Annotated in this window: 22 protein-coding genes; 18 read left to right on the top strand and 4 right to left on the bottom strand. The window is 36.7% G+C overall.

What is annotated here, in order from left to right; all coding sequences use genetic code 11:
• Nucleotides 1–456: 456 nt before the first annotated feature.
• Complete coding sequence (locus tag HNQ37_RS04875) at nucleotides 457–1,722, top strand: FtsW/RodA/SpoVE family cell cycle protein (protein WP_183539860.1); 1,266 nt, start codon at nucleotides 457–459, stop codon at nucleotides 1,720–1,722.
• 68 nt (nucleotides 1,723–1,790) lie between these two features.
• Here HNQ37_RS04875 and HNQ37_RS04870 read toward each other — a convergent pair whose 3' ends face one another.
• The gene (locus tag HNQ37_RS04870; protein WP_183539858.1) at nucleotides 1,791–2,321 is read right to left on the bottom strand and encodes a hypothetical protein; all 531 of its coding nucleotides are present in this window, start codon (nucleotides 2,319–2,321) and stop codon (nucleotides 1,791–1,793) included.
• Nucleotides 2,322–2,567: 246 nt separating this feature from the next.
• On the opposite strand from HNQ37_RS04870, the gene HNQ37_RS04865 reads away from it, so the two are divergent.
• From HNQ37_RS04865 to HNQ37_RS04850, 4 genes are all read left to right on the top strand, one after another.
• The gene (locus HNQ37_RS04865) at nucleotides 2,568–3,164 is read left to right on the top strand and encodes an ATP-dependent Clp protease proteolytic subunit (protein ID WP_183539856.1); all 597 of its coding nucleotides are present in this window, start codon (nucleotides 2,568–2,570) and stop codon (nucleotides 3,162–3,164) included.
• A 72-nt stretch (nucleotides 3,165–3,236) separates the two neighbouring features.
• Nucleotides 3,237–3,611 (top strand): YlbF family regulator, encoded by a 375-nt coding sequence (locus HNQ37_RS04860; RefSeq protein WP_183539854.1) that lies wholly within the window; start codon nucleotides 3,237–3,239, stop codon nucleotides 3,609–3,611.
• A 49-nt stretch (nucleotides 3,612–3,660) separates the two neighbouring features.
• Nucleotides 3,661–3,942 carry a DUF2129 domain-containing protein gene (locus tag HNQ37_RS04855; RefSeq protein WP_183539852.1) on the top strand — a complete coding sequence of 94 codons (282 nt, stop codon included), beginning with the start codon at nucleotides 3,661–3,663 and terminating at the stop codon, nucleotides 3,940–3,942.
• A 51-nt stretch (nucleotides 3,943–3,993) separates the two neighbouring features.
• Nucleotides 3,994–4,143 carry a hypothetical protein gene (locus HNQ37_RS04850; RefSeq protein ID WP_183539850.1) on the top strand — a complete coding sequence of 50 codons (150 nt, stop codon included), beginning with the start codon at nucleotides 3,994–3,996 and terminating at the stop codon, nucleotides 4,141–4,143.
• A gap of 746 nt (nucleotides 4,144–4,889) precedes the next feature.
• Here HNQ37_RS04850 and HNQ37_RS04845 read toward each other — a convergent pair.
• Nucleotides 4,890–5,492 carry a CYTH domain-containing protein gene (locus HNQ37_RS04845; protein WP_183539848.1) on the bottom strand — a complete coding sequence of 201 codons (603 nt, stop codon included), beginning with the start codon at nucleotides 5,490–5,492 and terminating at the stop codon, nucleotides 4,890–4,892.
• Between the two features lie 110 nt (nucleotides 5,493–5,602).
• Here HNQ37_RS04845 and HNQ37_RS04840 point away from each other — a divergent pair, with 110 nt between their 5' ends.
• From HNQ37_RS04840 to HNQ37_RS04830, 3 genes are read left to right on the top strand one after another with little or no spacing between them, the layout of a single operon-like run.
• Nucleotides 5,603–6,250 (top strand): GTP pyrophosphokinase, encoded by a 648-nt coding sequence (locus HNQ37_RS04840; RefSeq protein ID WP_183539846.1) that lies wholly within the window; start codon nucleotides 5,603–5,605, stop codon nucleotides 6,248–6,250.
• Nucleotides 6,251–6,274: 24 nt separating this feature from the next.
• Nucleotides 6,275–7,147, top strand: coding sequence for an NAD kinase (locus tag HNQ37_RS04835; protein ID WP_183539843.1), 873 nt, complete (start codon nucleotides 6,275–6,277; stop codon nucleotides 7,145–7,147).
• A gap of 40 nt (nucleotides 7,148–7,187) precedes the next feature.
• The gene (locus HNQ37_RS04830) at nucleotides 7,188–8,090 is read left to right on the top strand and encodes an RluA family pseudouridine synthase (RefSeq protein WP_183539841.1); all 903 of its coding nucleotides are present in this window, start codon (nucleotides 7,188–7,190) and stop codon (nucleotides 8,088–8,090) included.
• A gap of 52 nt (nucleotides 8,091–8,142) precedes the next feature.
• Here HNQ37_RS04830 and HNQ37_RS04825 read toward each other — a convergent pair whose 3' ends face one another.
• Complete coding sequence (locus HNQ37_RS04825) at nucleotides 8,143–8,925, bottom strand: peptidylprolyl isomerase (RefSeq protein WP_183539839.1); 783 nt, start codon at nucleotides 8,923–8,925, stop codon at nucleotides 8,143–8,145.
• A gap of 295 nt (nucleotides 8,926–9,220) precedes the next feature.
• On the opposite strand from HNQ37_RS04825, the gene HNQ37_RS04820 reads away from it, so the two are divergent.
• From HNQ37_RS04820 to HNQ37_RS04810, 3 genes are read left to right on the top strand one after another with little or no spacing between them, the layout of a single operon-like run.
• A complete protein-coding gene (locus tag HNQ37_RS04820) occupies nucleotides 9,221–10,678 on the top strand; it encodes an amino acid permease (protein ID WP_183539837.1) in 1,458 nt (485 codons plus the stop codon).
• A 38-nt stretch (nucleotides 10,679–10,716) separates the two neighbouring features.
• Nucleotides 10,717–11,469 carry an NADPH-dependent FMN reductase gene (locus HNQ37_RS04815; RefSeq protein ID WP_183539836.1) on the top strand — a complete coding sequence of 251 codons (753 nt, stop codon included), beginning with the start codon at nucleotides 10,717–10,719 and terminating at the stop codon, nucleotides 11,467–11,469.
• Between the two features lie 2 nt (nucleotides 11,470–11,471).
• Nucleotides 11,472–12,446 (top strand): FAD:protein FMN transferase, encoded by a 975-nt coding sequence (locus HNQ37_RS04810; protein WP_183539834.1) that lies wholly within the window; start codon nucleotides 11,472–11,474, stop codon nucleotides 12,444–12,446.
• Between the two features lie 62 nt (nucleotides 12,447–12,508).
• On the opposite strand, the gene lysS is transcribed toward HNQ37_RS04810, so the two are convergent.
• On the bottom strand, nucleotides 12,509–13,996 hold the full coding sequence (lysS, locus tag HNQ37_RS04805) for a lysine--tRNA ligase (protein WP_183539831.1): 1,488 nt from the start codon (nucleotides 13,994–13,996) through the stop codon (nucleotides 12,509–12,511).
• 600 nt (nucleotides 13,997–14,596) lie between these two features.
• On the opposite strand from lysS, the gene HNQ37_RS04800 reads away from it, so the two are divergent.
• The 7 genes from HNQ37_RS04800 to HNQ37_RS04770 all read left to right on the top strand — a co-directional run bounded on the left by HNQ37_RS04800 (nucleotide 14,597) and on the right by HNQ37_RS04770 (nucleotide 24,437).
• A complete protein-coding gene (locus HNQ37_RS04800) occupies nucleotides 14,597–15,532 on the top strand; it encodes an IS30 family transposase (RefSeq protein WP_183539829.1) in 936 nt (311 codons plus the stop codon).
• Between the two features lie 328 nt (nucleotides 15,533–15,860).
• Complete coding sequence (gene thiI / locus HNQ37_RS04795; RefSeq protein ID WP_183539827.1) at nucleotides 15,861–17,084, top strand: tRNA uracil 4-sulfurtransferase ThiI; 1,224 nt, start codon at nucleotides 15,861–15,863, stop codon at nucleotides 17,082–17,084.
• A 248-nt stretch (nucleotides 17,085–17,332) separates the two neighbouring features.
• On the top strand, nucleotides 17,333–18,763 hold the full coding sequence (locus HNQ37_RS04790; protein ID WP_183539825.1) for an MFS transporter: 1,431 nt from the start codon (nucleotides 17,333–17,335) through the stop codon (nucleotides 18,761–18,763).
• A gap of 96 nt (nucleotides 18,764–18,859) precedes the next feature.
• Nucleotides 18,860–21,385 (top strand): M1 family metallopeptidase, encoded by a 2,526-nt coding sequence (locus tag HNQ37_RS04785; RefSeq protein ID WP_183539823.1) that lies wholly within the window; start codon nucleotides 18,860–18,862, stop codon nucleotides 21,383–21,385.
• Between the two features lie 129 nt (nucleotides 21,386–21,514).
• Nucleotides 21,515–22,081, top strand: coding sequence for a LemA family protein (locus HNQ37_RS04780; protein ID WP_183539822.1), 567 nt, complete (start codon nucleotides 21,515–21,517; stop codon nucleotides 22,079–22,081).
• Between the two features lie 69 nt (nucleotides 22,082–22,150).
• On the top strand, nucleotides 22,151–23,140 hold the full coding sequence (locus tag HNQ37_RS04775; RefSeq protein ID WP_183539820.1) for a M48 family metalloprotease: 990 nt from the start codon (nucleotides 22,151–22,153) through the stop codon (nucleotides 23,138–23,140).
• 133 nt (nucleotides 23,141–23,273) lie between these two features.
• Nucleotides 23,274–24,437, top strand: coding sequence for a cation diffusion facilitator family transporter (locus HNQ37_RS04770; protein WP_183539818.1), 1,164 nt, complete (start codon nucleotides 23,274–23,276; stop codon nucleotides 24,435–24,437).
• Nucleotides 24,438–24,603 lie beyond the last annotated feature (166 nt).

The raw sequence follows: 24,603 nt of genomic DNA, 5'->3' as shown, positions 1-24,603 counted from the left end.
CCTTTTCTACTTTATTTTTCCAAATTCAAGTATAAAGGTTTCAGGTGTTTTTTTCTTGCTTCAGGTGGCTAACTTAATTTTACAATTTGCCATTAATTGAAAAATTAACTTTAAGTTGTGTGAATTGCTATTTCATTTTTAACGATTCATAATAATTGATCATGATATTTATAAATCTCTATTTTAGAACGTATGCATGACAGAAAATTTGATTTTATTGCATTCACGGATCACCTTTTCAATAATCTCTTTCACAGCAACATTTATTGTGAAAATTGGGAGAATTATTATAATTGATGGGGAGGTAAGCCTATGAAGGTTAACACTATAAACTGTGGAACTTTAAAATATCAAGCTTCTTGTTTTCGTTTTTCGGCTTACAATATGATTTTTCTTATGGCTCTATAATGTATTGCGAATATGGTACAATAAGATTTAGCTTATAAGGACAACAACATGAATCAACCAGAAAAAATAAGTAAATCCAATTTCTTAGACTATTCAATTCTATTACCTTTCCTACTTCTTGCTATTTTTGGTTTGGTAGTAGTTTTTTCTGTCACCGTACCAGAACAGGTCGCTCTAGGTGCAAATATCTATAAACAAGTTATTTCCCAATCAGTATTTTTGATACTATCGCTAGTTGTGATGAGTTTGATTTATCGTATAAATATCAGAACATTTCAATTAAACACACTGCTTGGAGTCTTTGTTATTATTGAAGGTATACTTCTCTTAGCAGCTCGTTTTATATTTAAACCTGTCAATGGTGCCCATGGTTGGATACCATTACCAGGTGGACTTGGTACCATTCAACCTGCTGAATTCTTAAAGATATTTATTGTCTGGTATATGGCGTTAATTTTAACCAAACGACAAGAAAACATCGCAAAAAAAGATTTAGCTGAACTTTTCCCTAAAAAGCACCTCTTAGCCAATCTATTTTCTGGGTGGCGTCGTTGGATTGTTTTTTTAATCGCTGCAGTTATTATTATGCCTGACTTTGGAAATGGCATTATTTGTATCATCATTGCAATGATTTTGCTTGGTGTATCTGGTATCTCATCAAAATGGGCAAATGGGATCTTTAGAATTTTTGTTATCATATTTACCGCTTTCTTTGGTTTAGTAGCAATAACAAAAGGAAATATAGTACCAAGTTCACTCAGTTCTTTTACATATTTCAATAATCGTTTTATGGCTTGGATTGATCCTTTTTCGGGATTAAATAGTTATGGAAAACAGCTAGCAAATTCATATTTTGCCATCTCAAATGGAGGATGGACGGGCCTGGGTCTTGGCAATTCAATTGAAAAAAAAGGTTACCTTCCTTTTGCCTCAACTGATTTTGTTTTTCCAATTGTAATAGAGGAAATTGGAGTTATAGGCGGATTCATTGTTTTAGGAATTTTGTTCTTTCTTATATTAAGAATCATGTTAGTAGGGATTCGTGCCCGTCACCCCTTTAATGCATTTATTTGTATTGGCGTAAGTTCTATGCTTTTAGTCCAGACTTTTGTAAATGTAGGTGGAGCAACTGGCTTGATTCCTGAGACTGGAGTCACCTTCCCGTTTCTCTCCCAAGGGGGATCCTCACTTTTTGTCTTGTCAATTGGTATTGCTTTAGCTTTGAATGCTTCAGCACATGAAAAACTTCTTGAACTTTCGGTAGAGAACAATTTGATAATGAAGCAAAGAGAAAATACGTTACACTGGAAATAACTTTGAATGAAATTTGGTAAAGAAAGGAGGCCACTATGGAACAGGGACCTCTTTTAACTGCAGTAATTTTACAAATCAAAATTTTGTTTTCTTAAAATTTCAGGGTAAATATTTTTTAAAGATTTTAGTTCTTTTTTCTTTGATTCCATCTCACTAGTGATGACTATAGAAAAGTCTTCAAAGATACGACGAGAATCACGAAAAATATAGCCACCATTTTTTAAATCGTCCTGATCTTCAAAGATGGCTAAATGATTTGAAAGATTTTTGAAGAACTGATCCATGAAATATACTGGCATATACAGATTATGCAAAGATGTAAAGTTTTTCAAGTAATTGTAGTCTGCAAAAGCTACTTTAACATCTTCACGTGGATCAACAAAATTCTTATCCAAGACAGAAACAGGGCGATTGAGAATTTCAATAATCTTAATATTGAGTTGACGTCGAACTTCAATTTCCTTATGCAACTTAATGATTGCTGAATCTTTTTTATATCGATTTTCATCATAACGTTTAATAATAAAGAAGGTGAAAAGGGAGAGTAAAAAAGAGATAATAAAACCAAATAAAAAAGCTAATAACACTGAAATAGTCATATAGTCATTATACAAAGAGCTCCGGGAAAATACAAGCTTATTTTTTATGTTTTAACTTTAAATTGAAAATTGCCACATAATAACCATTTTTTAAACATTCCGGGCTAATATAAGTAAAAAAAAATCAATATATTTTTCCGACTTAAATCTTTGACCTTTCTTGACCAATGAGTTATAATACATTTATCACAAATTAAAAGTGAAATTTGGGCTTTAGCCTATCAATTTTAAAAGAGGTAAATATAAATGGCATTAATTCCTTATGTTGTTGAACAATCTAGCCGCGGTGAACGTTCTTATGATATCTACAGCCGACTTTTGAAAGACCGCATTATTATGCTTCAAGGACAAGTGGAAGATGCAATGGCTAACGCCATCATTGCTCAGCTCCTTTTCCTTGATGCTCAAGATAATACTAAAGATATCTATCTTTATGTCAACACACCTGGTGGATCTGTTTCAGCTGGTCTTGCGATTGTTGATACTATGAACTTTATCAAGTCTGATGTGCAAACTATTGTTATGGGTATGGCTGCATCAATGGGTACGATCATTGCTTCAAGTGGTACAAAGAGCAAACGTTTTATGCTACCTAATGCTGAGTATTTGATTCACCAGCCAATGGGTGGTACAGGACAAGGTACTCAACAAACTGATATTCAGATCATTGCAGATTCAATCAAGAAGACTCGTGATCGCCTTGAAAAAATATTAGCAGAAAACTCTGGAAAACCGATTGATCAAGTTCATGCGGATTGCGAACGTGATCATTGGATGGATGCCAAAGAAACCTTAGACTATGGTTTAATCGATGAAATCATGGAGCGTAACGACTTGAAGTAAGTTTTCTCGAGGCTTACCATAACTAAGTGGCTGCTGAAATGAGCCACTTTTTTTGATATAATAAGAGAATATATGTTACATTTGGATGAAAAACTACTGGCAATAGATGATGAAATTGAAAAGCTAGTGGACAACATTTTAAAAACTAAGCAAGCTCAAGCTTACTGTCAGGCACGTGAAGAGTTTTTGTCTGATTTTGATCTACAAGCTGATTTACAGACCTTAAATGAAAATCTTAATTTTATTGATTCCCGAACTGAATTTAAGGATTTGAAAAAGAGAATTAATATGAATCCTAAAGTTTACGCATTTCGATTAGCTGAAAATGACTTGCAAGAAATACTTTCTGGAGAAACAAGTGTGATTGTCTCAAGCGTTTCAGAGCACATTAATATTGATGAAAATTTACCATTGAAGGGAGGTCATCACCATCATCGAAGAAATTGAAAATTTAGAACCTATTGAGGTATCAGGTAATACAAGCGAGGATTTTGAAATGAATGGCCGCAAGCCAATTTACGTATTTTTCCGTTCAAAAAAGGATGCACGTCATCTTAGTAAGTTTGGAGAAGTTGTTTTTGTTTCAGAAAAGAAAAACTACGCCTGTCTTTACTTGAATTCGGGGGAGACAGATTCAAAAGCGGCGGAATTAAAAAAGCTTCCGTTTGTGAAATTTGTCAAAAAAGGGCAGATGATGAACCTTGCCTCTGACTTTGGTGAAGCTTTTGCGGACTACATCGGCGAAACAGCAATAAGAAATAAAACTACGGAAGAATAATTGATGTGACTCCAACAATATAGACTTTCCAAATTAGGAAGGTCTTTTCTTATGGTAAAGTATTCATTGGCTTTGAAAAGTATGCCAAAGCAACATATTATTAAGTATCTCATTTTGAATGTTCAAACAAATATGAAGCAATTGAACAAGAAAGGTTTGAAATTCGTCAAGAATACGCTAACGCAAGATATTGCCCAATGATAAAATTGCTTAAGCAATGTAGAGCCTACGTGGATCACAAGAAGGTAAACGCTTGATGAAAAAATAAGTCTTCATGTAACTTCTTATTAGCGCAAATCACATCAGGTTAATCCGTGTAAGGGACAAGTTGTACAACCGAAAAAAATTTCACAGAAACTTTAAGACCTTTATTTGACATCAAAAACTTACAACGGACACCACAAATTTGAATATTACGAAAACAAAGTTCAGAAAATGTTATCTCAATTCTTATCTTTACTTGTTTAACAACGAGGTTTCCAGCTTTTAAATCACTAAGCAATCATACTTATCAAGCGATCTTAACAACTTTAATTCTGACCATAGAAAATATCTCTGAATGTGTTTATCGCTGTACTTTCCACTCCAACATGGTTGGACATATCAGATGAAGCATTATGTTTTAACGCTTAAATCTAATAAGATTATCCAATCAATGAGTCATAATGGTAACTGTCATGATAATTTAGTGATAGAGAATTTTTCTGTACTACTCAAACATGAGTTTATGATAGTTATATTTTAATTCATCGGAAAATTTGAAAAACCTATCATAGCATGGATCATAATTGCAACACAAAATGAATTAAGAAAAGATTGAACTGGATGACTCCATGGATGAAATTATAAAGATGGGTAATTAAGGTAGAAAATTATTATGATTTACTCCTGACTTATAACTTTCCGTTTATTTCATATGAATGAAGTAAAAAAAAAGAGAAGCCATATCAATCTTTCTCTCTGCTTTTATGCTTCAAAGTATCTAGGAAGCGAACAACCTTACTTCGAGCATATCGAAATTCAATCCCATTTTTTTCCAAAAATTCATCAAAGTCATTCTGACCTTGTTTGTCATTTTCAACTTCTAGTTCAAATTCATAATCAGAAGTTCCAAGGTACTCGTTGAAGTCAAGAGCGGCTAAACCGATTGACATTTGATATTCACGGCGTGTTGTTCTGAGGGAACCAATACAGGTAATATCTGAAAAAGTGAGTCCTCGTTCGGCAATTATATCACAGATACTTGAGATATTTTGCTGGCATTTAACAAGAGACTTATTTTCGATTAAACTTTTTGCTTCAACTAGAGGTACATCAATATTATATTCTAGATTTCCAACTTCTTGTGGTACCTTCAAAGTCATTTCTGCAGTCTCAGAAAAACATCTGATTCGAAGGGAAAGATGATTCTCGCGCATCTTTAAATCTTTGGTATCAAAATAATAATTTGTCTGCGTGACGGGTTTAACGTGGCTGAATAATTTTTGTAATCGTTCATATTCAGGCATTGAGAGGAGAGATTTGAATTCAATTTCTAAATGTGTAGGCATTTTGACTTTCTTTGTGTTAAAATATATTTTGATTGTATCATAATCTCGTCAAATTATCTGACATAGTAGTGTATTGCAAAGTCGGTGTGCATCAGGGAGGTAGAAATCACATGAATAAAAAAGAGTGGGAAGAATTTTTAGATCCGTATGTGCAGACAGTTGGCGAGCTAAAAATAAAACTACGTGGCGTTCGTAAGCAATATCAAAAAAGAAACATCTATCCGCCAATTGAATTTGTAACAGGACGAGTCAAACGTTTGGATTCAATTCAAAAAAAAGCCAAAAGACGAGGTTACAAGCCTAGCCAGATTGTTGAAATGGAAGATATTGCTGGAATTAGGATTATGGTCCAGTTTGTGGAAAATATTTATGATGTGCTAGAAATTTTGCACAGACGTCAAGACTTTGAGATTATTGAAGAACGAGATTATATCAATAATCAAAAAGAGTCAGGTTATCGGAGCTATCATGTAATAATAAAGTATCCTATTGACATTATCGATGGGCATCAAGAGGTCTTAGCCGAGATTCAGATTCGTACTCTTGCAATGAATTTCTGGGCAACTATAGAACATTCTTTAAATTACAAGTATGAAGGAGAAATTCCCACAGATATTCGCGATCGTTTGTCTAGAACGGCCGAAATTGCGTATGCTTTGGACCGTGAGATGTCAAACATTCGTGAAGAAATCCAAGAAGCTCAACTGCTTTTTGATGGAGAACGTCCTCTACCTGACGGGTTGATTGACAATGATTAGAATAGATAATAATTAAGGACGAGAATGGTAAAGAAAATTTGGATTTATGATAATGAAAGCTTGCATTCACAAGAGACTTCCAAGAAGCTTCGTGAAAAGCTTTTAGCATCAGGAAGTCTAAGGACCAAAGAACATCAAGCTTCACCAGGATTGATTCAAACACAATTAGTTCAGGATGGACATTTTGAATTTAATGAAGAAAGCCCTGATATTGTCATTTCAATTGGCGGTGATGGGACGATGCTCTCAGCGTTTCATAAATATGAAACTCAGGCTGATAAGATTCGTTTTGTTGGTGTTCATACGGGCCATCTTGGATTTTATACAGATTTCTTATCCAGCCAATTAGATGAAGTAGTGGCTGCGTTGAAAAATGAAGATCCGAGAAATGCAGTACATTATCCATTGCTAAAGGTAAAAGTTAACCTTGATGATGGAAATAGTAAATCTTTTTATGCTCTGAATGAGTCTACAGTCCGTCGTGGTGCAGAAACCTTGGTTGCTGAAGTGAATATATCCGGTTTTATTTTTGAAAAATTTAGAGGGGACGGGTTGGTTGTCTCGACACCGACAGGCTCAACTGCTTATAATAAGTCGATCGGAGGTGCTGTAATGCATCCTCAAGTTGAAGCCATGCAGATGGCTGAAATTGCTTCAATTAATAATCGAATTTTTCGTACCTTAGGCTCTCCTATGATTGTAGCCAAGAAAGACAGTATCACTATAATACCAGAATCAGAAAATGAACTTTGGTTCACCATCGATCAAAAAGAATATAAAATGACTAATCTAAAAGAAGTGGTATACAGTTTAGATGGCCATACTATTGCTTTTGCAAATTGTGCACATACTCCATTTTGGTCTCGAGTGAGAAATAACTTCATCGGTTCAGAATAAGATGCCAACTATGAAGATTTGGATTAGTAAAAGTTAATTAATGGAATTTACGTATCACGCAGATATTGAAAATCAGAAAGTTAAATTTTTTCTGAAAAGACATCATGTTTCTAAAAGACTTCTCTCCAAGATAAAGTTTAACGGAGGGGAAATTTTAGTGAATGGAAAAGAAGAAAATGCAGTCTTCAGAGTTAAAGTAGGAGATATCGTTAAAATAATTACACCTGATGAGCCAGTAAATGATGAACTAATTGCGGAAGAAACTGATCTCAAGATTCTTTATGAAGATGAAGATTACCTATTAATAAATAAGCCTTATGGTATTCCATCAATCACAGGTTTAAAAGCACCAACTGGTTCCATGTGTAATTATGTTGCTGGGTATTTTATTTCTCACGGGTACCCTAATAAGACAGTTCACTTAGCAACACGCCTTGATCGTGATACTAGCGGAATCATGATCTTTGCCAAGCATAGTTTTGCTCATTCTATTCTCAAGACCCAGAATTCGGATTTTACCAAAAAATATTATGCAATCGTGAAATGGGATGAGAATTTGGCTGAATCAGGAGTTATAGATGCTCCTATTGGTAGAGCTGAAGGGTCAATTATTGAACGTCGTGTTAGATTTGATGGCCTCTTAGAAGCAAAGTCAGCAAAGACAAGCTATCAACTTATTATGGTAAAAAATGGCTTGGCACTTCTTGACGTAACGCTCCATACAGGTAGAACGCATCAGATTCGTGTTCATCTCGCTTATATTGGCTATCCACTTTTAGGCGATGATTTATACGGAGGGGATACTCACAAGATTCAACGTCAAGCTTTACACTGTCATTATGTTAGATTTGATAATCATTTTCGTGAAAATCTCATCGAAGTTGATTGTGGGCTTCCAGAAGATTTAATTTGTTTGCTTGAATCAGGAATTAAAGAAATATGAAAATGCACATCAATTATGATATGCATTTTTTGTAAAATTATATTAATTCCGTTTACTTAGAAAAATTATAGTCTTTCAAAATAGAAACACTTTTGATGGTGACGGGGCTAGTTGGTGTAGACTTCTCCCCTTGCGAATTCGCCGTAACAGCACCAGAAGCAATCTTGTCAACTACGTCAATGCCAGACACAACTTGCCCAAATACTGTGTAACCAGAGTCAAGATTTGGGTTCCCACCATTTTCGTAGGCTTTCTTAATTAAATCTGGGTACAGATATTTAGTTAATTGTCCAGTTGCATCTTGATTATTTTGGTTAATAAAGAATTGAGCAGCTGATGAATCAGCTGTACCTGCATTGGCAAGTGAGACTGCTCCACGAATATTATAAAGTTGATTTGAGATCTCAGTAGCGAAAGGTTTTCCATTATTGACTGTACTTATGACCTTGCTTCCCGTTCCTGTGTTACTTGGATCACCCGTTTGAATCATGAATCCACTCATGACGCGAAAAAACTGATTGTTATCGTAGTAGTTTTGTTTGGCAAGTGTTAGAATATTTTTAACTGCCATAGGCGCGAGCTTAGGAAAAAGTTTAATATCAATATTTCCATCAGTCGTGATTAACTCGATTTCAGCCTCATCTTTAGCGACTTTGGTTGACAATTGTGGGAAGCTAAGAGCGTTTAAATCTGCTTGTTTCGTGATCTTTCCATCAAGCGAGGTAAGCGTGAATCCTGCAGTATCTTTTTTATTAACAAAAAAGGCGCCGAGGCTAAGTAGTAGCAAAATAATAATTGCTCCAGTTAATATTTGAATATTTTTCTTATTTTTCATGATTTCAGTATAGCAAAAAAATAAGTTAAATTCTTGCATAATGACAAAGGGTTATGTATAATTAAACAGAATTAAGTTGTATTATACATATGACTTTAACTAAAGAAAGGAAGAATCACATGTTTATTCAACACCATCATTTGCATAGATAATGAGTTGTGTCTGACGAAGGTATAGATGCAGCTTTGCTGTTGCTATCTATGCCGGTGATTCTAAAAAAGACCGGTTAGTGAAGACTAATTGGTCTTTTGTTTAAGTTAGATAGCTTGAGATCTTTATAATAAGAAAGTTTCATATGGAAAATCTAGAATTAAATAATCAAAACAATAATCAGATAAAAAGAAATCTGAAACAACGTCATATTACAATGATTGCACTCGGTGGGACGATCGGAACAGGACTTTTCTTAACTTCAGGTGCAACTATCTCACAAGCTGGTCCTTTGGGAGCGGTATCTGCGTACGTTTTCATTGGCATAATGGTTTACTTTGTCATGACCTCTTTGGGAGAAATGGCAACTTATTTACCGACAACGGGTTCGTTTGGCGATTATGGTTCACGTTACGTAGATCCCGCTTTTGGTTTCGCCTTAACTTGGAACTACTGGATTAATGGAGCGATTACGATTGCCGTTGATTTGACAACGGTTGGATTAATTACTCAGTTCTGGTTTCCTCACATCCCAGCCTGGATATTCTCAGGTGTCGCAACGATTTTGATTTTTATTATCAATGTCTTAGCGGTTGGAGCTTTTGGTGAGACTGAATACTGGCTTGCCATGATTAAGGTAGTTGCCATCACTCTCTTTGTGGCAATAGGTGTGCTGACTATTTTTGGTATTCTAGGTCAAGGTAATGTAAATGTGGTTGGAAATCTGACAGCAGGGAATCATGGCTTTATTGGTGGAGTTTATGGCTTCGTTGGAGTGCTTCTGATTGCTGGTTTTTCTTTTCAAGGGACGGAATTATTGGGTGTTACTGCAGGTGAGTCGGAGAATCCTGAAAAATCAATTCCTAAGGCCATGAATTCAATCTTTTGGCGTATACTGCTCTTTTATATTTTGACAATTATCGTAATTGCAGCTATTATTAATTATAAGGACTCACGTTTGCTCAACCCAAATTCAACAGCCGTCATGAGCCCATTTACTATTGTATTTAAAAATATCGGTTTTGCCCTGGCTGCTTCTGTTATGAATGCTGTTATTCTGACTTCAGTGATATCATCAGCCAATTCGGTTATGTATGCTTCAACGCGTATGCTTTACTCATTGGGTAAAGGAAAAGGAGCCCCAAACATCTTTGGTAAAGTTGCAAAAAACGGAATCCCTATTAATGCCTTGATTCTGACTTCAATAATCTGTGTTCTGGCCTTTTTGACAGGAATTTTTGGAACTCAAATTTATATCTTTCTAGTTGACTTATCAAGCCTAACTGGTTTCTTAGCCTGGGTAGGTATTTCCTTTAGTCATATTCGTTTCCGTCGCGCTTATATGGTACAAAATAAAGATTTGAATGATTTACCATATAAGGCTAAATGGTTTCCAATTGGCCCAATTTTAGCGTTATTAATGACCTTAGCCATTATGGTCAATCTTGACCCAGCACAACTTTTCAGTGCCCAATGGGGCCAAGCGTTGGCGACTTATGCCGCCTTTCCTATCTTTATTATTTTGTATTTCAGCTATAAATGGAAGTACAACACAAAAATTATTCCCCTTGAAGATGTAGACTTATCAAGACATAAAGATTAGTTTGTATATTCATAAAACGTTATATTTAAGGAGATTAGATGAACTTTATCGCCCTCGTTGGCACCAATGCGAGTTTTTCATACAACCGAAAACTCTTGTGGTTTATGAAAAAGCATTTTGGAACTCAGGCAAATATTGAAATTCAAGAAATTTCAGATATTCCCATGTTCATTGAAGATGCCGTTGAAGTACCAAAACGTGTCAATGATTTAATTCAAATTATTGAAATTTCTGATGGTATCATCTTTTCAACCCCCGAGTATGATCACTCAATTTCAGCAGCTTTGAAATCAACCATTGAATGGTTGAGCTGGGGGGAGTTCCATCCTCTAACTAATAGACCAGTCATGATTGTGGGAGCATCATTAGGAAATATGGGTACTGTTTTTGCTCAAGAAAACCTTCGACAAATTTTGTCTAGTCCAGGTCTTAATTCCTTTGTGCTTCCAGGAAATCAATTTTTACTGGGAAATGCTGCAAAGGCATTTGATATAAATGGGAACCTGATTGATGAGCGAACAATTACATGGCTCGAACATTGTTTCACTGCTTTTATCTCTTATGTAAATATTATCAAACCTATATCAAATCAAGAAGAAAAGTTAAAAAGTAGCAATTCTAGCGATAAATCTGAGAATAAAGTCTGGACCATTGAAGATTTTAGCCAAATTGACGCAGACACTGGTGCTTCAGTAGATGATGAAGTAGATGATGAATTAGAAGCCAATCGATTAAATATAGAAGAAGAGTTAGCGTGGGCTTTAGACGCAATGGAAAGTGCAGATGAGTAAAGATGATCACAGAACTTGGTCATTCAAAGATTACAAAGAACTATCGAGGACTGGGAACAGTTATTAATTTAACGATTTTTGGAAGTCAAGATAAAGAACTACTGGATGAAAGCAATGAACTTATTCAGTACTATGAAAAGATTTTTACCGTAAATCGAGAGACTTCTGAAGTGCTTTCAATTAGCGATAAGGCTGGTATCGAACCTGTGCAGGTCAGCCTAGCAACGTTTGTACTAGTGAAAAAAGCTATTGAAAAAAGCTTAGAACATTTTGGTTTTAATGCTACCATTGGTCCATTGGTAAAGCTATGGCACATTGGTTTCAAGGATGCTAGAGTTCCTAGTAAATCTGAGATAATTGAAAAATTACAGCTTACCAACCCGGTAAATATCGAACTCAATCCAATTAATCAGACGATTTTTCTCAAGGAAGATGGAATGGAGCTTGATTTGGGAGCAATTGCTAAGGGATACATTGCTGATCGAGTTGCTGATTTATGGAAATCACGGTCTATTCAATCAGGTATCATAAATCTTGGTGGAAATCTTCTGTTAGTGGGTAATGCACCTCATCAACCAGATTTAAAATGGCGAGTGGGGATTAGGGATCCGTTGAGATCTACGAAGGAGACAATAGCTGTCATTAAAAGTGGAGCAGGTTCAGTTGTGACATCTGGAATTTCTGAACGAGCATTTACTCAAGAAGGAAAAAGTTATCACCATATTATTGATCCAGAAACTGGCTATCCTCATGATAACAATATTGCAAGCGTCACTGTTTTGACTGACGAATCAATTGATGGAGAGGTTGAAACTACTCGACTTTTCTTTGCTGATGCGATACCGAATCAGTATAAATTTCCAGCTATCATTGCTTATAGAGATAAATCCATTACATTGCTTAATTTTGACGAAAATAATATTCAAATTACAGATTCTGAATATTATATTAAAGAAATATTAAATAAAGTATATTAAAAAATTCAGGCTTGAAACCTGAATTTTTTAATATACTTTATTTAATTAATACCGTAAACACATTATCGCATAGTTGGAAAAAGAAGCACATCACGGATTGTTGTTGCACCTGTCAACAGCATGATTAAACGGTCAATACCAACGCCAAGCCCACCTGTTGGTGGCATACCATGTTCAAGAGCTTCAACATAATCGTAGTCTACACCTGTAGCCTCATCATCTCCAAGCTCCTTATCATGTGCCTGAGCTTCGAAGCGCTCAAGTTGGTCAATTGGATCATTCAATTCTGAGAAAGCATTGGCATATTCATGTTGAGCAATGAAGAGCTCGAAACGATCTGTGAAACGATTATCCTCTTTGTTCATCTTGGCTAATGGTGAAACTTCTTTTGGATGACCATAAACAAAGGTAGGTTGAGTCAATGTTCCTTCAACAAACTGTTCAAAAAATTCATTAATGATGTGGCCAGTTGTAAAATGAGGTTGAACTGGCACTTTGTATTTTGTTGCAAGAGTTTTAGCTTCTTCAAGGGTCATTTTTTCCCAGAAGTCTACACCTGTACGATCCTTGATTAAGTCAAGCATGTGAGCGCGTGCAAATGGTTTACCCAGGTCAATGTCATTTCCAGCGTATTTGAAAATAAGATCACCTTCAGGTTTTACTGCACGAGCAGCTGCGCGGAAGATTCCTTCTGTCTCGTCCATTACATCTTGAAAGTCCATGTAAGCTGCGTAAGTTTCCATCATGGTGAATTCAGGGTTGTGAGTTGCATCCATACCTTCATTACGGAATATACGACCGATCTCATAAACCCGCTCCATACCACCAACTATCAGACGTTTCAAGTGAAGCTCAATCGCAATACGGAGAGCCATATCAATATCAAGCGCATTATGATGCGTATAGAAAGGACGGGCAGCTGCACCACCGGCTTCGTTTTCAAGGATAGGTGTTTCAACTTCGAGAAATCCCTCATTATCCATATAGTTTCGAATTGCGCTTATGATCTTACTACGAAGACGAAAACGATTCATTGATTCAGAGTTTGAGATTAAATCTAAGTAACGCTTTCGGTAGATGGTTTCAGTATCTGTTAGACCATGATATTTTTCTGGAAGTGAGCGAAGTGCTTTTGATAAAAAAGTCAATTTTCTAGCTTTAATAGTCACTTCTCCAGTGTCTGTCTTCATGATTTGGCCTTCAACGCCAAGAAAGTCGCCAAGATCAGCAATCTTAAAAATTTCGTAGTTTTCTTCACCGACTTCATCTTTACGAACGTAGATTTGAATTTGGCCTTCACGGTCTTGCAAGTGAGCAAATCCAACTTTACCTTTACCACGCTTGGTCATCATTCTACCAGCGATTACACTCGTCAAGTTCATTTCTTCAAGCTCTTCTTTTGATTTTGTATCAAATTCTTTATGAAGCTCTGTGGATAAGTGGCTACGATCAAATCGATGCCCAAAAGGATCAATGCCCATATCTTTCAATTTGGTTAACTTTTCCCGGCGGACTATTTCTTGGTCATTCAGCTCTATTTTTTCTGACATTAATATAAAACCCCTAGTTTATTTTTATTTGATAAAGCGAGAGAAAAGTGCCAAATCAAAATTTTCAATCACCTAATATTCTAACACACTTTAAATGAAAATCTCTGGTTCGAGCGTTGACCAAATCAACTTTGAATTTCTCTTTTGAATTTCTAAATAAAGTATGCATTTTTCGATATCTTCTTCAAGAGGCAATAAACGATGCCATCAAATAATCAAATATAAATCTGATTCCATGTGTAAGTAGAAGATCTTCGCCAGATGATGAAAAATGTCTTCCTTTTACTGAGCTAAAATTAAAGCATTGTATGGATTTCTCATACTTCTCTTCAAAAAAACTTGATATAATGCTTTTCTAAAGCGATATTACTGTGTGTAGTAAAGGCCATTTTTACCTCAGACAAGTAGATCGGATTCTTGGTATCTTTATAGTTGAACTAGACATGTGTAATCATTAGGTAAAATACTAATATTCTTAAGTACTTTAAAAAACTTATCAATGGCAAATTGTAAAATTAGTTTAGCCACCTGAAGCAAGAAAAAAACACCTGAATTTCTTATACTTGAATTTGAAAGAAGACAAGTAGAAAAGGAATTCAGATGCACGGTTATTTTAACACAAAAGGCAAGGAACTTACTTATACAGAACGTCAGTTGATTGAACGTTGGCACAACAAGGAGAAGCTAAGTAATCGTCGGATCGCTCAGCTCTTGAATAAAGCGCCCCAAACAATAAACAATGAACTTCGTAAAGGGGAAGTGCACTTAAAAATAAAGACAAAGTACTCTGCGTCTCATGCACAAGAATACCACAGCGCCAATAAAAGCCACTGTGGTCGTCATTCTAAGCTTACATCGGCCCTCAATGAAACCATAAGTGCGGGTGTCAGAGATAAGAAATCATTAGAAGTGATTCTCCAAAAACTGACAGGTGTTTGCTTGCGCACCCTCTATCACTGGGTGGACAAAGGCTGGCTTGATGTAAAATATCATAATTTACTTTATCCGCATTATAAGAAGGCTAAGAAGCTCCGAAAAACTCACCCCAAGCGTCCGTATGGCTTGTCCATTGACCAACGTCCAGAGGAAATTAACCATCGTGAAGCATTCGGCCATTGGGAAATCGATACGGTGCTGTTGACCAAAGAAAAAAATGACTGTCTTTTGACACTCACAGAGCGCCAAACACGCTTCGAAATCATTCGTCTGATTCCAGATAAGTCTGCCCAATCTGTCAATACGGCACTTTTAGCACTTCAAGAGAAGGTTCAGTTTGAATCCCTCACGTCAGATAATGGCCGTGAATTCGCCCGTTTACATGAAGCAGTGACTTGTCCGGTGTACTACTGTCATGCCTATGCCAGCTTTGAGCGTGGAAGCAATGAGAATCATAACCGCATGATCCGACGCTTCTTACCCAAAGGAACGAAGCAAACAACAGCTTCAGCAGTTGCTAAAATTGAGACTTGGATGAATTGTTATCCAAGAAAAATGTTCAAGTATCAGACACCATTTCAGATGTATCGGGGTGGCTAAATTAAATTTGCAATTTGCCAAAACTTATCAATGATTAAAATCGAACTCCCAGGATCAAAAAGTTATAACTTGAGGCACAATTCACGACTGACCCAGAAAAATCAGGCTACAGTATTCTTTTTGTTTCTCGTAATTCTTTGTAAATAAATCGGGCCAAAATCTATATCATTAAGGTTTATCGTTCTCCTAACCGTAATCATTTATATTTATGCATATGATTATAACATGCTTAAAGGGGGGGGGAAAACTTTACTGGGCTTATATTTTTAGATTAAAATTGAGGATTGTAAGATCTAAGTTATGGGGGAGATATGATATAATATCTTTCATGGTTAATACTGAATATACAGAGGTTTTGGTTCGTTATGGTGAACTTTCAACCAAGGGAAAAAATAGAGGAGTTTTCATCAACCGTCTGGCTCATAATATGATTGATGTTCTCTCTGATCTACCAGTAAAGGTCACTGCGAATCGTGATCATGCACATGTAATCCTGAATGGTGCTGATTACAATGTTGTAGCAGAACGTTTGAGAAAGGTTTTTGGTCTACAAAACTTCTCCCCGTCTTTGAAGATTGATGCAAATCTTGAGGTTTTGAAAGAAACTGTCGTTGCTCTCTTTAATAACATTTATCTGCCTAATATGACATTTAAGATTCAAGCCCGTCGAGCGGATCATAGCTTTGAGTTGGACTCAATGCAAATCAATCAGGTTTTGGGTGATTTAATTTTTGACAATTTTGATTATGCTAAGGTACAGATGAAATTTCCAGATATAACTTTACGTGTTGAGGTTCGTTCAGAAGAGATCTTCTTGAGCTATGAGACAATCAGGGGTGCGGGTGGTTTGCCTGTTGGAACTGCTGGACGCGGGCATCTTATGCTATCTGGTGGAATTGATTCACCAGTTGCAGGCTATTTGGCGCTTAAGCGTGGGGTTGAAATTGAAGCAGTTCACTTTGCTAGTCCTCCGTACACGTCTCCTGGAGCTTTAAAAAAGGCCAAAGATTTGGCTGGAAAGTTAACGGTATTCGGTGGCTCAATTCAATTTATTGAAGTTCCTTTTACAGAGGTTCAAGAAGAAATTCGTGATAAGGTGCCTCAAACTTACCTAATGACGTTGACCCGCCGTTTCATGCTTCGCATTGTCGATAAGATTCGTGAACTCCGTGAAGGTAAGGTTATTATTAATGGAGAGTCACTTGGACAAGTTGCCTCACAAACGCTTGGGTCAATGGAAGTGATTAATGCTGTGACCAATACACCAATTATCCGTCCAGTTGTTACAATGGACAAGTTGGAAATTATTGAACTCGCCGAAAGGATTGACACCTTCAATTTATCAATTCTTCCTTTTGAAGACTGTTGTACTATCTTTGCACCACCTAATCCAAAGACAAATCCAAAGCTCAATAAAGCAGAGTTTTATGAGCAAAAGTTAGATGTTGAAGGCCTGGTTGAGCGTGCTGTGAGGGAAATTAAGATTGAATTAATTTCAGGGGATCGTGAAAATTTAGAAGTTGCTTCAAATGAATTCGCAAATTTCTTATAAAATATAACTAGATCTAATTATTAGGAGTAGGACTCTTGGACCATGTCACTAGTGTTCAGCATCAGGTGGATAAGTCCAGAGGCTCCTTTTTTTGCCCTTATTTAATCTACAGCTTAGTATTTTTTGGGGGGAAAAGACACATAAAAAGCAATAAATATACATTATATTAATTAATTACAATTGCTCTACGGAATAAAAAGTGTAAACTTTTTATAGCTTTACTTTTAGCTTATTAAGGAGAACCATGTATGGCAGGAAAAGTCCAACCTCGTATCAAAGCACTGATTGCTATTGGTATTTTTACATTTATGTCAACTTTGGATGGATCAATTGTTAATATTGCACTTCCCACAATGTCGCGCGAATTGAATGTCACGACTTCTCAAGTGACTTGGGTTGTTACTATTTATTTGATCGTTATTTCAGCGATTATTCTGATTTTCGGGCGACTTTCAGACTTGATTGGGAAGTCTAAAGTCACAAAAATTGGTTGGGGAATTTTTATATTTGGTTCATTCCTTGCAGGATTGAATTTGGGTCAAGGCCTTACAATTTTGTTGATAGCACGCGTTGTGCAGGCTTTGGGGGCTTCAATGATGATGGCAACTAGCTTTGGACTTGTTGCACAAATTTTTCCGATTGAGACTAGAGCTCGTGCTCTCTCAATCAATGCTATGTTTGTATCGGTTGGTGCAATTGCTGGTCCAGCACTTGGAGGTTTAATTCTTCAAATCGCAAGTTGGAATTATATTTTCTGGATAAATGTACCTATTGGAATCGTTGCTTGGATTTATGGCAATCGTGCCCTCCCTAAGGATGAATCGCATGGGAGTATCAAAGATATTGATTTAATTGGTGGTCTCCAAATGATGATTGTCTTGGTCTTGATCTTTGTGACTTTAAACTTTGCACAAGTAATTGGTTGGACAAATCCAATTATCTTAATTGCGGCATTGTTTGCGATAATCTTTTTTGTAACATTTGTGATTACCGAGAAGCGAAAGACTATACCACTTTTGAATTTGAACATTTTCAAATCAAAGCTTTTATCAATTTCCTTGTTCATGGCTCTACTTAACTTTACCGTAGCCATGTTTTCAAGTATTCTCTTACCTTTTTATCTTCAAGACTTCAAGGGATTTGTGCCAGGATTTGCAGGTCTAATCATGATGTGCTACCCAGTGGGAATGTTGATTTTTTCGCCAATTTCTGGCTGGATGTCTGATCGGATTGATAAGGAACTTGTTACCTTTATTGGAATCTGTTTAATTGTTGTCGCGCAAGTTGGTTATTTTTTTATTAACGCAACTTCATCTCCATACATGGTTGCAGGTATTTTGTTTATCCAGGGATCAGCTATGGGCACATTTCAAAGTCCTAACAATGCTCTCATCATGGAAACGGTCGAGCGTAATTATCTAGGAATTGTTGGTTCAGTCAATTCCTTGATTCGAAATGTTGCCTTTGTACTGGGGACTTCTGTAGCAACTATTTCCCTATTTATGTCAATGTCTAGCCAACTTGGTAAAAAGGTAACAACTTACCTCAAGGATCAGCCAGGTGTTTTCATTAATGGTATCCATTTTTCCTTTGAAATTGCCTTGATTGTTGTGTTGATTAGCTGGGTTCTTTGTCTCGTTCGTTTACTGTCCAGAAAGAGAACTGTTGCAGGTAAATAACTTTAATAATCAGTCTTTAAATAAGGGCTAATTTTTAGTTGGGAAAAATTGTCAGAAAATGATAAAATATAAAGAATACTATATAAGGAGTTCAAATTGGCAGTTAAACATTTAATCGAAAACTTTATCCCCGAAAATTACGAAGTTTTTCTAGATATCGACCGAAAAGCAAAGACTATCAAAGGTAAGACAGTCATTACTGGAGAGGCAAAGAATCTACCAGTTGCCTTTCATGCCAAAGATCTAGAAATTAATAAAATCACTTTCTTGGGCACTGATACTAGTTTCACTTTGAATAGTGCAGCAGAAGAAGTCTTAGTCAATCTCACTGAAAAAGGCATAGTCTCTCTTTCAATCGAATATGAAGCAAAGCTAACTGACAATATGATGGGTATTTACCCCTCTTATTACGAAATAAATGGAGAGAAACGTCAACTGGTTTCAACTCAATTTGAGTCTCACTTTGCCCGTCAAGCCTTTCCTTGTATTGATGAACCTGAAGCCAAGGCAACTTTTGATCTTTCCATAAAATTTGATGAAGAAGCAAACGATATTATTGTTTCAAACATGCCTGAAATTGAACAAAAAGACGGAATTCATTTCTTTAAGCGTACGGTCAAGATGTCGAGCTACTTACTTGCTTTTGCCTTTGGAGATATGCAAGCTGTCAAGGGAAAGACAAAGACAGGTGTTGAAGTTGGTATCTTTTCTACTAAAGTACACGCACCAGAGTCTCTCGAATTTGCCAAAGATATTGCAATTAAAGCTATAGAATTTTATGAAGATTACTTTGGTGTGGCCTATCCATTGCCACATAGCTGGCATATTGCACTACCTGACTTCTCAGCTGGTGCGATGGAGAACTGGGGCTGCATAACTTATAGAGAGGCCTGCTTGATTGCGGAGCCTCATGCGACCCAATCGACTAAGCAATATGTTGCAACCGTTGTGGCTCACGAACTTGCTCACCAATGGTTTGGGGATCTGGTTACTATGAAGTGGTGGGATGATTTGTGGTTGAATGAATCATTTGCTAACATGATGGAATATGTAGCAGTTGATGCTATCCATCCAGAATGGAATCTTTGGTCACAATTTTCAGCAGTTGAAGCTAACCTTGCTTTGAATCGTGATGCAATTGATGGTGTTCAATCTGTGCATGTTGAAGTAAATGAGCCTGAAGAGATTAATACTCTCTTTGATCCAGCCATCGTTTATGCCAAGGGTGCACGTCTTATGGTCATGCTTCGCTTTTGGTTGGGTGATAAGAACTTCTCAAAAGGTTTAAATGACTACTTTGATACACATAAATATGGTAATACTCAAGGTAAAGACCTCTGGGCTGCCCTGTCAGAAGCTTCCGGTCGTGATGTAGCTGTATTTATGAATTCTTGGTTGGAGCAACCTGGTTATCCAGTGTTGACGGTAAATTACTATGACGGTAAATTGGTCCTTTCACAAGAGCAATTCTTTACTGGTGAAGGTGAGGAAAAAGGACGCATCTGGCAAATACCACTTCGTTCAAACTATGATGCCCTTCCTGAGGTCATGACAGCTGAACGCCTTGAAATTCCTAATTTCAAGCTTGAAGAGGGTAAGCCACTCCTGATTAATCAAGAAAATACTGCTCACTATATCGTAAACTATGATGCAACCTTACTTGACGCCATCTTAACCAATCTTGATTCTCAAGACGACCTGACAAAGTTCCAACTTCTCCAAGACTTGAAACTTCTTACTAAAGCTCAACGCGTTGAATATTCGACTTTGATCGAGATTCTTGGTTACTATTCTGGCGAGAAGTCTTACACTGTGTCTAATGCGGTAAATCAACTTTTGGCAGATTTGGCTATATTTATTGAAGAAGGGGCAGAAGCCGATGTTGCCTTCAAGTCGCTTCGCAACAAACTGTTTGTGAAGGAATATGCTAGACTTGGTTGGACACAAATCAAGGGTGAAAGCGCAGACGATGAGGCTCTCCGTACTCTTGTTCTTTCTAACTTAATTATTGGAGAAAACAAAGACGCTGTAGAAAAGGCAAAAAAACTTTATCTTGAGTTTGAGTCAGATACTTCAAAGATTCCAGCGGATGTTCGACCAATTGTTTTGATTAATGAGATCAAGGTTTCAGACTCAGTTGAATTAGCTGATAAATTTTTTGCAGATTATAAATCTAGTAGCGAGTCCTTCTACAAACGTGAATTAGGTGCAGCTCTGTCAAACACAAAGCTCGATTCAGTTGTTGAAACAATTTTGGATGCTCAAAAAGATGCTGAACAAATAAAACCACAAGATCTCTTTTTCTGGTATAACTACTTGATCAAGAAAGATTTCACACAGAAGAAGGTCTGGAACTGGTTGAAAGCTAACTGGGATTGGGTAGTAAAGAAGCTTGGAGGTGACATGAGCTTTGATCACTACATTACTTATTCAGGCAACACCTTCAAGACAGCTGAAATGCTTGCTGAAGCCAAGGCTTTCTTTGAACCTCGCAAAGGTCAACTTGGACTTGAGCGTGGGATAAACATGGCTTTGACAGAAATCTCAGATCGTGTAGAATTGGTTGAGAGCCAAAAAGAAGCGGTTACCTCTAGCGTTGTAGCTCTTGAAAAGAAGCTTTAAGTAAATTTATGAAGTTAGACCTTTAGCCTAACTTTTTTGATTGAAAATTAGTGTAACAATAAGTCTAAAGGCCTATTTAGACTCATTATAATGTGATATAATTTACATAAGAAATTGGAGGATTTAAACATGACTATATCCCTTATAATTATCGTTGTCATCATTCTTGCAGTCGTTTGGCTATTCTGGGGTGGACGAAATAGACTTGTTCGTTTGAACATTAGTGTTGATGAATCTGCAGCTCAAATATCAACTCAACTTCAGCGTCGTTTTGACTTAATTCCAAATTTGGTTGAAACTGTTAAAGGATATGCAAAGCACGAACAAGAAACATTCAATAAAGTAACTGAAGCCCGCAATGCAATTGGTAATGCATTAAAGAACGTTGGTCCTGAAGCTGTCGATGAAGCTGAGAAACAGTACCAATCTGCTCGTTTGGCCATCAATGCGGTAGCTGAAAACTACCCAGACCTTAAAGCCAATCAAAACTTTTTAGCTCTTCAAGAAGAATTAACTTCAACTGAAAACAAAGTTTCATTTGCTCGTCAAGCTTATAATGATAGTGTTCGTGCTTTCAATATTGGAATTCAAGTCTTTCCAACAAGCTTGATAGCTGGTATGTTTGGGTTCCACAAGCGTGAAATGTTTGAAGTAGAAAATGAAGCTGTTAAGGAAGCACCTAAAGTTCAATTTTAGTCTATCTATGAGTGTTCACAATGCAGCAGCTTCGCCTTGACGCGAAGCTGCTTGCTTAGGAAGGTTTTTATGGCAATAACTACGTTTCGTGATGAGATTTCACGGCTCAAAAAAGGAATTAGAATAGCTTGGATAATTAATTTTGCTATTATCTGGATCCTTTGTATTGCAATCGGGGTTGTATTCACATTGTCAACACGTGTTAGCAATCAACAATTGGCTACCCAAATGCTTATCATTGCAGCTATTTCCTTAGTTATTTCGATTATTGTGATGTTCTTTGTATCAAATTACTCTACTCGAATTCTATTAGAAGCCCCAGCTGGAGATGCTGTTCATTTGGCAGAGGGGCAAATTTTTAATATTGTTGAAGAAATGGCAATTGCTGCCAACCTACCCAAAATTCCAGAAGTCTATTTGCTCCGTGGCTCAGGCGTGGCAAACGCCTATGCCTGTGCGGACAATCTGGGTAATACTCAAGTTGTGATCACTCAGGAACTTCTTGATGTGCTTGATAATCGTGAAGAGCTTCAAGGTGTTATCGGTCACGAGATTGGTCATATTGTTGAAGGTGATTCACAGGCTATGACAAAACTGGTTGCCCTCACTTCAACGACTGCTCTTATTGCAGGTGCAGCTGGTCGGATGATGTTTTGGGGAGGAGGACGTCGTTCTAATGATAACCGTGAAGGTGGTAACAACCCACTTGCAATTGTGATTATCATTATTTCATTTATATTCTTAATTGTAGCTCCACTATTAGCCAAGGTGGCTGAGTCATACATGTCACGTGAACGTGAGTCAAGAGCGGATGCAAGCTCAGTTCAATTCACTCGTAATCCAACTGCCTTGGCTAGCGCCTTGTTAGCCTTAGAGCGTGGCAGCCGTAAAGAAGACAAACAATCTTTAAAAAACTTTAACCAAACCATTGGTCCAGTTGCTTTCTTTAATCCCATGTCACTGAAAATGTCTCTCTCAACACATCCCACAACTCGTAAGCGAATTGAAAAGCTTCGCGAGATGGGTGCACAGATTGATCCAGATAACCTACAAATTTAACAAGATTCACAGAGCCAGACCTAAAGAGCTGGCTTATTTCTACTGTACCGAAAAGGTGCTTACTAAGCTTATGAATCACAAGTTCTTGGGCTGACAAACGGAAAAGACAAAAATTTTCTGATATGATAAAAAAATGCAAAATATACGCACACAAAACCTGAAAATAGCTGAAAAAGGAGCCTGGATCTCTATCAGCGCTTATATTGCCTTGTCAATTATGCAGTTAGGAATTTCAAATATAGTTGGGTCTGAATCACTTCGTGCGAATGGCTTCAATAATGTTACTGATATTTTAGGAAACATTGCATTACTAATTGGGTTAAGAATGGCACGGGTGCCAGCAGATGATAATCACGTTTATGGGCATTGGAAAATTGAATCTATTGCCAGTTTAATTTCAAGCTTTATCATGGCTTTAGTTGGTTTTGAGGTTTTAAGGGAAATTATTCAAAACCTAATTGAAAATAAACAGACTAAGGTTGAACCGTTGGGAGCTGTAATAGGTGTGATTGCGGCTGTTGTGATGCTAGCAGTGTTTTATTACAATCGTCGTTTAGCTAAACAGGTAAATTCACCCGCTCTTATGGCTGCAAGCAGAGATAATTTGAGTGATGCTGTAACTTCAATTGGCACAGCAGTGGCAATTGTTGCTGGAAGCTTTCATTGGGTTATCGTGGACAGACTAGCAGCCGTTGTCATTTGTGGTTTTATTTTAAAGACGGCTTTTGACATTTTTAGAGAATCTGCTTTTTCTCTCTCTGATGGATTTGATGAACAGCTATTAGAAAAATATAAAGTTGCTATTGAGAAAGTTCATAAGATTGAATCCGTCAAAATGCTCCGTGGTCGTACTTACGGTGCAAATATCTTTTTGGATGTTGTTGTTGAGATGTCTCCAGATATGAGTGTGTCGGAAAGTCATAAAGCTACAGAAGATATTGAACGCATCCTCCGGGATGAATTTGATGTCTATGATACAGATGTCCATGTTGAGCCTTCGGAGCTGCCAGAAGAATCACGCGTGGCCAATGTTTCGCTATTACTACTTTCTAAAGAAGAACAATTATTAGCAGGTAAAAATCTAAAAGCAAAAGGGTTTGTTGAAATAAACGAATTAGGCCAAGAAAGCCTTGAAGCAACCCTTTCTCCAATGGGTATTCTTCATTATTCGGCGAATCAAATCAGTGCTCGCACCTTTATCCTAAACTACGAGACCGACGGAAAAATTATAAGTTCTGTTTGGCGTCGCTACGGTACTTGGAAATGTTATTTCCGTCAAGTTACAAAAAAAAGTTAAAGTATTTTTATACTTTGGAATCCCTAATTGGGGCTTTTTTAATTCTAAATTGTTGACAGTGATCTTGTAAAAGTGTAAAATAATTTCGTTAGATTTAGAATATTAAAACTAAGTAAAACGTTTTCAAATGAAATCTTATCATTTATTATGAAAATTCTGTTATAAT

The sequence above is a fragment of the Lactovum miscens genome, assembly GCF_014202895.1.
In the GTDB taxonomy this organism is placed as follows: domain Bacteria; phylum Bacillota; class Bacilli; order Lactobacillales; family Streptococcaceae; genus Lactovum; species Lactovum miscens.
The sequence above is the reverse complement of the archived record's forward strand: the minus strand, read 5'-3'. Positions and strand labels throughout refer to the sequence as shown.

Excerpts from the sequence above, each read along its gene's own strand:
- HNQ37_RS04875 (WP_183539860.1), top strand. The coding sequence starts at position 457 with ATGAATCAACCAGAAAAAATAAGTAAATCCAATTTCTTAGACTATTCA.
- HNQ37_RS04870 (WP_183539858.1), bottom strand. The coding sequence starts at position 2,321 with ATGACTATTTCAGTGTTATTAGCTTTTTTATTTGGTTTTATTATCTCT.
- HNQ37_RS04865 (WP_183539856.1), top strand. The coding sequence starts at position 2,568 with ATGGCATTAATTCCTTATGTTGTTGAACAATCTAGCCGCGGTGAACGT.
- HNQ37_RS04860 (WP_183539854.1), top strand. The coding sequence starts at position 3,237 with ATGTTACATTTGGATGAAAAACTACTGGCAATAGATGATGAAATTGAA.
- HNQ37_RS04855 (WP_183539852.1), top strand. The coding sequence starts at position 3,661 with ATGAATGGCCGCAAGCCAATTTACGTATTTTTCCGTTCAAAAAAGGAT.
- HNQ37_RS04850 (WP_183539850.1), top strand. The coding sequence starts at position 3,994 with ATGGTAAAGTATTCATTGGCTTTGAAAAGTATGCCAAAGCAACATATT.
- HNQ37_RS04845 (WP_183539848.1), bottom strand. The coding sequence starts at position 5,492 with ATGCCTACACATTTAGAAATTGAATTCAAATCTCTCCTCTCAATGCCT.
- HNQ37_RS04840 (WP_183539846.1), top strand. The coding sequence starts at position 5,603 with ATGAATAAAAAAGAGTGGGAAGAATTTTTAGATCCGTATGTGCAGACA.
- HNQ37_RS04835 (WP_183539843.1), top strand. The coding sequence starts at position 6,275 with ATGGTAAAGAAAATTTGGATTTATGATAATGAAAGCTTGCATTCACAA.
- HNQ37_RS04830 (WP_183539841.1), top strand. The coding sequence starts at position 7,188 with ATGGAATTTACGTATCACGCAGATATTGAAAATCAGAAAGTTAAATTT.
- HNQ37_RS04825 (WP_183539839.1), bottom strand. The coding sequence starts at position 8,925 with ATGAAAAATAAGAAAAATATTCAAATATTAACTGGAGCAATTATTATT.
- HNQ37_RS04820 (WP_183539837.1), top strand. The coding sequence starts at position 9,221 with ATGGAAAATCTAGAATTAAATAATCAAAACAATAATCAGATAAAAAGA.
- HNQ37_RS04815 (WP_183539836.1), top strand. The coding sequence starts at position 10,717 with ATGAACTTTATCGCCCTCGTTGGCACCAATGCGAGTTTTTCATACAAC.
- HNQ37_RS04810 (WP_183539834.1), top strand. The coding sequence starts at position 11,472 with ATGATCACAGAACTTGGTCATTCAAAGATTACAAAGAACTATCGAGGA.
- lysS (WP_183539831.1), bottom strand. The coding sequence starts at position 13,996 with ATGTCAGAAAAAATAGAGCTGAATGACCAAGAAATAGTCCGCCGGGAA.
- HNQ37_RS04800 (WP_183539829.1), top strand. The coding sequence starts at position 14,597 with ATGCACGGTTATTTTAACACAAAAGGCAAGGAACTTACTTATACAGAA.
- thiI (WP_183539827.1), top strand. The coding sequence starts at position 15,861 with ATGGTTAATACTGAATATACAGAGGTTTTGGTTCGTTATGGTGAACTT.
- HNQ37_RS04790 (WP_183539825.1), top strand. The coding sequence starts at position 17,333 with ATGGCAGGAAAAGTCCAACCTCGTATCAAAGCACTGATTGCTATTGGT.
- HNQ37_RS04780 (WP_183539822.1), top strand. The coding sequence starts at position 21,515 with ATGACTATATCCCTTATAATTATCGTTGTCATCATTCTTGCAGTCGTT.
- HNQ37_RS04775 (WP_183539820.1), top strand. The coding sequence starts at position 22,151 with ATGGCAATAACTACGTTTCGTGATGAGATTTCACGGCTCAAAAAAGGA.
- HNQ37_RS04770 (WP_183539818.1), top strand. The coding sequence starts at position 23,274 with ATGCAAAATATACGCACACAAAACCTGAAAATAGCTGAAAAAGGAGCC.